The 6,261-nt window shown below is 68.7% G+C and carries 5 protein-coding genes and 1 pseudogene; 4 read left to right on the top strand and 2 right to left on the bottom strand.

Going from position 1 to position 6,261, the window contains the following annotated elements:
• Window positions 1–99: 99 nt before the first annotated feature.
• Complete coding sequence (locus WB794_RS06120; RefSeq protein WP_337334960.1) at window positions 100–522, bottom strand: hypothetical protein; 423 nt, start codon at window positions 520–522, stop codon at window positions 100–102.
• 296 nt (window positions 523–818) lie between these two features.
• On the opposite strand from WB794_RS06120, the pseudogene WB794_RS06115 reads away from it, so the two are divergent.
• Window positions 819–1,277, top strand: a pseudogene (locus tag WB794_RS06115) (phage integrase N-terminal SAM-like domain-containing protein); the annotation flags it as partial.
• Between the two features lie 43 nt (window positions 1,278–1,320).
• On the opposite strand, the gene WB794_RS06110 reads toward WB794_RS06115, so the two are convergent.
• The gene (locus tag WB794_RS06110; RefSeq protein WP_337334959.1) at window positions 1,321–2,817 is read right to left on the bottom strand and encodes a RimK family protein; all 1,497 of its coding nucleotides are present in this window, start codon (window positions 2,815–2,817) and stop codon (window positions 1,321–1,323) included.
• 99 nt (window positions 2,818–2,916) lie between these two features.
• Between WB794_RS06110 and WB794_RS06105 the strand changes: the two genes are divergently transcribed.
• From WB794_RS06105 to WB794_RS06095, 3 genes are all read left to right on the top strand, one after another.
• Complete coding sequence (locus tag WB794_RS06105) at window positions 2,917–3,390, top strand: GNAT family N-acetyltransferase (RefSeq protein WP_337334958.1); 474 nt, start codon at window positions 2,917–2,919, stop codon at window positions 3,388–3,390.
• Window positions 3,387–4,559 (top strand): hypothetical protein, encoded by a 1,173-nt coding sequence (locus tag WB794_RS06100; RefSeq protein ID WP_337334957.1) that lies wholly within the window; start codon window positions 3,387–3,389, stop codon window positions 4,557–4,559. Before WB794_RS06105 ends, WB794_RS06100 begins: the two co-directional genes overlap by 4 nt.
• A 93-nt stretch (window positions 4,560–4,652) precedes the next feature.
• Complete coding sequence (locus WB794_RS06095) at window positions 4,653–6,260, top strand: FAD-dependent oxidoreductase (RefSeq protein ID WP_337334956.1); 1,608 nt, start codon at window positions 4,653–4,655, stop codon at window positions 6,258–6,260.
• Window position 6,261: the final 1 nt, after the last annotated feature.

Genomic DNA, 6,261 nt, shown 5'->3' with positions numbered 1-6,261 from the left:
AAAAAGCAGAATCAAAAGCCGTGAAGCTGGCGCTTCACAAAATCCTGCCGTCAGGGGTTGACGGGGGAGTCCATACACACATAGTTAGCTGTTGCTACCTCAACCACTGACAGATTTGAATTCCGCTTGATAGCAGACGGGCTTGAGGAGATTCAGCGTGAAATCTCCGAACCCCTGAACCGAATTTGCGCCACCCCAAGACATGTGCGTCTCCACGGGCTCCTCACCCGCTAGATCATAGAGCCGAATTTCTACAAGCTCAGGTGAGAAGCGACCGGAACTCACGTTCTCCAAGTACTTGTGGGGCGTTGCTGGCGCAATGGACACGCCAACCTTTCTCCCCGAGGGCAGTTCAACCGGTTTTATATCAGCCGGAACCATTTCCCAGTACTCCACCACCTTATCTCCAGCCTCTAGGAAGATCATCTGACGGCGTTCCCCTGTCTCCGGATCGCAAGCAGCCGCGGAGAAGCTAACAGACGCTGCAATCACTATCACGATACAGCCAGCTTTCAACCTCATTGTTCTATCCTCCATTCATGCAAAATTACGGACTGCGAGACTGCTACAAACAACAGCTAACTACAATTCGACCCCATGCGTCAGCCTAACTCTGCAGCCTAATCCCGCCGTTTACGGACGGCGCAAAGCAAAAGTCTTAGCCGAAACAAGGGGTTGTTCTGATCGTGCAGCCTATCCAGTCAGCCTAATCTTGCAGCGTTTCTTGGCGAACCGGGGGCTGGGCTATGGGTGGATGGTCACACGAGAAGAAGGGTGGTGCAAGGCCGCTGCCAGCGGACGCGTCGCCGCGCCCGCGTCTGCTGGACGAGGTGCGCGGCAGGCTCCGCCGGCTCGGGTTGGCGCGACGTACCGAGGAGGCGTACGTCGGCTGGATTCGACGCTTCATTCTCGCCAACGGGAAACGGCATCCGCGCGACCTGGGCAAACGCGAGGTGGAGGCGTTCCTCACCGCGTTGGCGGCCGAAGCGAACGTGGCGGCGTCCACGCAGAATCAGGCGCTGTCGGCGCTGCTGTTTCTGTATCGGGAGGTGCTGAAAATAAACCTTCCGTGGATGGAAAACATCCGGCGGGCGAAGCGGCCGGATCGCCTGCCGGTGGTGCTTGCTCGCGAAGAAGTGTTCCGGCTGCTCGACGCACTGGAAGGGGTTTCCTGGATGGTTGCCAGCCTGCTCTACGGCAGCGGGTTGCGGCTGCTGGAGGCGCTGCGCCTGCGGATTCAGGACGTGGACTTCGCGCGGCGCGAGCTGACGGTGCGGCGATGAGTCCACCGTGCAGCGCGCGGTGAAGCAGGCGGCGGCGTCAGCCGATACCCAGGCGCTTGCGTTCCAGCCGGCGCAGGAATTCGGCCATGATGCGGCGGTAGAGATCCTCGCCGAGATAGAGGTCTTCCACGCCGGCGTCGATGGAGGGGTTGTCGTTGACTTCGATCACCACGGTGCGCGCGCCATCGCTCTTGATGTCCACGCCGTAGAGCCCGTTGCCGATGGGCGCGGTGGCTTTCTGCGCGAGTTTCACCACGGCGGCCGGGGCATCGCGCACGGGCAGGGTCTTGAAGCCGCCGGCGCGCGGCTGGCCGCGGGCGCTGCCGTGGGCGTGGTCGTAAATCTGCCAGTGGCCGCGCGACATGAAGTACTGGCAGGCGTAGAGCGGCTGGCCGTTGAGTACGCCGATGCGCCAATCGAATTCGGTATACATGAACTCCTGGGCGATCAGCAGCGCGCTGTGCTGGAACAGCTGCGCGGCGGCGGTGCGCAGCGCGGCTTCGTCTTCGACCTTGACCACGCCGCGCGAGAAGGAGGCGTCGGGAATCTTGAGCACCAGCGGATAGCCGAGCGTATCGCCCAGCGCGGCGAGCTGGGCGTCGCTGTCGCGGAACATGATTTCGGTGCGCGGGGTGGCGAGCTTTTTCGCGTGCAGGAGATCGTTGAGGTAGATCTTGTTGGTGCAGCGCAGGATCGATACCGGATCGTCGATGACGACCATGCCTTCGCGCTCGGCGCGGTGGGAGAAGCGGTAGGTGTGATTGTCGAGCGAGGTGGTTTCGCGGATGAAGAGCCCGTCGTATTCGGGCAGGCGCGAGTAGTCGGCGCGGGTGATGGGATCGACCTCGATGCCGAGCGTCTTGCCTGCCTCGATGAAGTGGCGCAGCGCGCGCTTGTTGGAGGGCGGCATGACCTCGGCGGGGTCGTGCAGCATCGCGATCTCGTAGCGGAAGCGCCTGCGCGCGCGCGGCTTGCGCCAGATCTTGCGGGAGAAGACGTCGAGCCCGGCGGCGAAGACGTCCTCCTGCTCCGGATCCAGGGTGGTGAGGCTGGTCGGCTTGATCGCGCTGATCTGCCAGACCCGTTCGCGTTCGAACTCGATGCGCAGGATCGGGCAGGGGAAGGCTTCGAACACCTGCCGCGCCAGTTCGGCGAGCGGTTCGTGCCGGGTGTGGCCGAAGTACACGCCGATGCTGAAGGCGGCCGAGTCGGCGCGGTCGCGCAGGTATTTGCCCAGACGCTGGTTGAGGTCGTCGAGGTCGAAGCCGTAGAGCGAGCGGCGGCGCAGGTCGTTGAGGGTGCGCACCGAGGGAATCACGCGGTGCCCGCGCGCCTCGGCCAGGAGCGAGACGTAGTAGCCCACGCCCAAGTACTTGTAGCTGCGGCACAGGTTGATGACCTGTACCCGCTCGTCGGCGCTGGCCGCGGCCGTGCCTTCGTTCTGGAGGTAGTCGGTGGCGGAGACGACGTCTTCGGAGGGGTAGTAGGAGCCCCAGTCGGAGGGCTTTTCGACGACGATGACGAGGCGGCTCATGGCAGGCCTGGAGGCGCTCGACGGGCGCGGGATGGCGGCGATTCTGACAGAATCACGCGGCCGCGATGAGGCGGTCCGGAAAGCGGTTGCGACTCGTTCATGGCACGCGAAAAACCCGCCGCCGTCCTGCGCGATGCGCGCCCTTCGGATCTCGATGGCCTGCTGGTGCTGGAGGCGATGTTTCCCGGTGACCGGCTCGCGCCGCGCCAGTTTCGCCGGCATCTGGCCTCTCCCACGGCGCGGCTGCGCGTGGCCGAACGCGAGGGGGCGCTCGCCGGCTACGCGCTGCTGTTCCTGCGCCGCGGCAGCGGCGTCGCACGGCTGTATTCGATCGCGGTCGATCCGGCGCAGCGCGGTGCCGGGCTGGGCGCGCTGCTGTTGGCCGATGCCGAGCGGCAGGCGCGGGACGCGCGGCGCGGGGAACTTCGGCTGGAAGTGCGCAGCGACAACGAGGCGGCGATCGCCCTCTATCGGCGCGCGGGCTACCGCGAGCAGGGCCGGATCCCGGACTACTACGAGGACGGCTGCGACGCGCTGCGCTTCGGTAAAGCGCTCGATGGGTCGCGCCCATGACCGACGTGCAGCGTGCGCCTGATGCGTCGTCCGTGGGCGATCTGGAGGCCGACCTCTGGCCGCCGCCGGACCCTGTGTCTGCGTCGCCTCCGGCGCGGCGCGGCGGGTCGCGCGTGCCGACGGTCGTTGGCGGCGTCGTGGGCGCGCTGATCGGCGTCGCGATCGCACGCGGCGCGCTGCCGTGGAGCGGTGCGCAGATCGGCCTGGGAGCCATCGGCGCGATGCTCGCGATTTGGCCGCAGATGCTCGTGCACGAGGCGGGACACGTCGCGTTAGGACGGCTGGCCGGACTGCGCGCCTATCTCCTGGGCCTGGGCCGGCTGCGCCTCGAACGCACCGGGCGCGGATGGCGCGGCTACCGCGGCGCGCAGGCGCTGGGCCTGGGCGGCTTTGCGCTGATGCTGCCGCGCGACGCGGACTTCGGGCGTGCGGCGTTTTGCGCCCTCGGGCTGGGCGGCGTGATCGCCAATCTGGCCGCGAGCGCGGCCTGCGTGATCGCGATGGATGGCTTCGCCCCGGGCCAGGCGTGGTCGCCTGTCCTCGGCGGTGCCGCCGTCACCGGCTTCGCGATGGCTGTGGTGAACCTCGTCCCGTTCCGCCACCACGGCTGGTCCACCGACGGGATGAGCCTGCTGCAGATCCTGCGTGGCGATGCGATGGGCCGCGCGCGCTTCAGCGCGATGCGCCTTCTGGGCCTGAGCTATGCCGGCGTCCGCCCGCGCGACTGGCCGCCGGCGCTGATGCCCGAGACGCATGGCGTCGAAGATCCGCTGATGCGGGCGCACATCCATGCCCTGCACCTGGCCTTCGCGCTGGATGCCGGCGAGGCGGCGTCGGCCGAAGCCCACGCGCGCGAGCTTGTGGCGATGTTTCCCGCGCTGCCGCCCGTCGTACGTGGCCCGGTGGCCCTTGCGGTCGCCGGCCACATTGCCCTTCAGCGGCGCGACCCGGCGCGACTCGCGGCCTGGCTGCCGCTGTGCACCGATGGACTGGCCGACCATTCGGCGCACCGCGAATGGCTCCACGCCGAGCGGTACGCGCTGGAGGGCGACGTCGAGGCCGCGCGCGAGCGGATTGCGCGCGCGCAGCGTGCGGACACGGCCGATCGCGGCGGCGCGCGGGTGCTGGCGGAACTGCTGGACGCGCTGGAGCAGCGGCTCGACGCATGAGGCGGGGGACACTGCGCGGCACCGCACGCTCTTCCGCGCGCCAGGCCCTGTACCATCCGCCAAGGTACGGATCGGATGGATCGGGGAGGCCGCATGGCGGTGCTGCAGTCGGACGTGCTGGTGGTGGGCGGTGGCCTGGCCGGGATCGTCACCGCGCTCGAATGCCTGCGCGGCGGGCTGCGCGTGACCCTGGTGGACCGCGACACGCCCGAGCGCTTCGGCGGGCTGGCGCTGTGGGCGTTCGGCGGCATGGCGCTGGTGGGTACGCCGCTGCAGGCGCGCCGCAGGATTCCCGACACGCCCGAGCGCGCGCTGGCCGACTGGGTGCGCTTCGGCGAGCTCGATCCGGACGATGCCTGGCCGATGGCCTGGGCGCGGCGCTACGTCGAGCGCTCGCGCGCGGACGTACACGACTGGCTGCTGGCGCACGACCTGAAGTTCATGCCGGCGGTCAACTGGGTGGAGCGCGGGCGCTTTGGCGAAGGCAACTCGCTGCCGCGCTACCACATCGTCTGGGGCACTTCGCGCGAGCTTGCGCGGCGCATGATCGCGGCGCTGCGCGAGGCCGACGGCGGGCGGCTGACCCTGCTGCACCGGCACCGCGTCACCGCGCTCGATTCCAGCGGCGGGCGCATCAGCGGCGCGGTGGCGCTGGACGAGGACACCGGCGCCGACCTGCGCCTGGAAGCGCCGGTGGTGGTGCTGGCTTCGGGCGGCATCAACGGCGGCCACGAGGAGGCGCGCCGCAACTGGCCGAAGGACCGGCCGATGCCGGCGGCGATGCTCAACGGCGCGCACCCCTTCGCCGACGGGCGCCTGCACCACCTGGCCGAGGGCTTCGGCGCGCGCGTCACCCACGCCGGCGAAATGTGGAACTACGCCGCCGGCTTCCCGCACCCGCAGCCGCACTTCCCCGGCCACGGGCTGTCGATGATCCCGTGCAAGTCGGCGCTCTGGCTCGACCACCGAGGCCGGCGCATCGGCCCCGAGCCGCTGGTGACCGGCTTCGACACGAACTGGCTGTGCCGGCGCGTGGCCGAGCAGGAAAAGCCCTGGACCTGGCAGCTGCTCAACTGGCGTATCGGTGCCAAGGAGTTCGCGATTTCCGGGGCCGAGCACAACCCGCACATCCGCGACAAACGCTTTCTTCCCTTCCTCAGGGAAACGCTTTTCGGGAACCACCGCCTGCTGCGCCAGATGCAGGCCGAGAGCCCGCACTTCCTGGTGGACGAGACACTCGACGGGTTGGCCGCGAAGATGAACGCGCTGACCGGCGAGGCGCACGTCGATCCGGGCGCGCTGCGCGCCGCCGTAGCCGCCTTCGACGCCAATTTCGCCGGCAGGGCGCTGGGCAATGACGACCAGATCCGCCGCGTCCTGCACGCGCGGCGCTGGGGTCCGGACGCGCTGCGCACCTGCCGACCCGCGCCGCTGGCGAAGAAAGGGTCGGGGCCGTTCATCGCGATCCACGCCCAGCTCATCACCCGCAAGAGCCTGGGCGGGCTGGCCACGGATCTGGAAAGCCGGGTGCTGGACGCAAGCGACGCGCCGATTCCCGGGCTGTACTGCGTGGGCGAGGCCGCCGGCTTCGGCGGCGGCGGTGCCAGCGGCAGGCGTTCGCTGGAAGGCACCTTCCTGCCCGGCTGCATCCTCACCGCGCGCGCGGCGGCGGCCTCGATCCTCGGCGGGGCGGCACCGTGAG

The sequence above is a fragment of the Denitratimonas tolerans genome, from assembly GCF_037203605.1.
Taxonomy (GTDB): domain Bacteria; phylum Pseudomonadota; class Gammaproteobacteria; order Xanthomonadales; family Xanthomonadaceae; genus Denitratimonas; species Denitratimonas tolerans.
Note: the sequence above shows the minus strand (reverse complement) of the source record. Positions and strands in the feature narration are given on the sequence as shown.